Origin of the sequence: Micropruina sp. (assembly GCF_027492755.1) — a bacterium.
In the GTDB taxonomy this organism is placed as follows: domain Bacteria; phylum Actinomycetota; class Actinomycetes; order Propionibacteriales; family Propionibacteriaceae; genus Micropruina.
This window is the reverse complement of the sequence record NZ_JAPUED010000178.1, coordinates 44,761-46,188: the sequence shown is the minus strand read 5'-3', so window position 1 is coordinate 46,188 and position 1,428 is coordinate 44,761. Positions and strand designations below refer to the sequence as shown.

The following is a 1,428-nucleotide window of genomic DNA, read 5'->3' as shown; positions in this document are numbered from 1 at the left end:
GAGCCGTTCCCGATCGTCTACGACGAGGCCGGTCACCCGATCGCGCTGCCCGAGTCGATGCTGCCGGTTGAGCTGCCCGAGATCGACGACTACAGCCCGCAGGCGCTGGATCCGGACGATTCGACCTCCGAGCCGGTGCCGCCGCTGGGCCGGGTCACCGACTGGGCCGAGGTGGAGCTGGATCTGGGCGACGGGCCGAAGACCTACCGCCGCGAACTGAACGTGATGCCGCAGTGGGCGGGCTCGTGCTGGTACGAGATCCGCTACCTGGATCCGGCCAACCACGACCGGTTCGTGGATGTCGAGGTGGAGCGCTACTGGATGGGTCCGCGCGACGCGGCCGATGCCGGCGGAGCCGACTTGGGCGATGTCGGTGGCGTCGACCTGTACGTCGGCGGCGTCGAGCACGCGGTGCTGCACCTGCTGTACGCCCGGTTCTGGCACAAGGTGCTGTTCGACCTGGGCCAGGTCAGCTCGGCCGAGCCGTTCCGCCGGCTGTACAACCAGGGCTACATCCAGGCCTATGCCTTCCGGGATTCCCGTGGGCAGACCGTCCCGGCCGATGAGGTCGAGGAGGTTGCCGGCGCGGACGGCGAGATGAGCTACGTCTGGCACGGGGAGGAGGTCTTCCGGGAGTACGGCAAGATGGGCAAATCGCTGAAGAACATCGTCACTCCCGACGACATGTATGACTCCTACGGCGCCGACACCTTCCGGATCTACGAGATGGGCATGGGTCCGCTGGATCAGTCGAAGCCGTGGGAGACCCGGGCCGTGGTCGGTTCGCAGCGGTTCCTGCAGCGGTTGTGGCGCAACGTGATCGACGAGGTCACCGGCGAGGTGCGCATCGTCGACGCGCCCCTGGACGACGCCACCAAACGGGCGCTGCACAAGGCCATCGATGCGGTGACCCGCGACTACGAGGGGTTGTCGTTCAACACCGCGATCGCCCGGCTGACCGAGTACAACAACGTGCTGACCAAGCTGGACGCCGTCCCGCGTGAGGCGATCGAGCCGATGCTGCTGATGGTGGCGCCACTGACCCCGCACATCGCCGAGGAGCTGTGGTCGCGGCTGGGGCATGCCGAGTCGCTGGCGTTCGAGCCGTTCCCGGTCGCCGACCCGGCGTTGATCGCCGACGACATGGTCACCTGTGTGGTGCAGGTGAAGGGCAAGGTCCGGGCACGCCTGGAGGTGCCGGCCGACATCTCCGAGGACGACCTGCGCGCGCGAGCCCTGGCCCTGCCGCGGATCGCGGACGAGACGCCCAACGGCGTCCGGACGGTGATCGTCCGGGCACCCAAGCTGGTGAACGTGGTGCCTGCCTGACCTCAGCCCGCGGACAACGGGTAGCGGGGTTCGTCATCCCGGCGGACGGCGGGATCTCCGGACCGGATCGACCGCTTCGAGATCCCGGGTCGAACCCGG

The 1,428-nt window shown here is 68.3% G+C and carries 1 protein-coding gene; it reads left to right on the top strand.

Going from position 1 to position 1,428, the window contains the following annotated elements; all coding sequences use genetic code 11:
* On the top strand, window positions 1-1,329 hold a 1,329-nt coding region (locus Q0066_RS12610; protein WP_298133405.1), incomplete at its 5' end, for a class I tRNA ligase family protein.
* Window positions 1,330-1,428 lie beyond the last annotated feature (99 nt).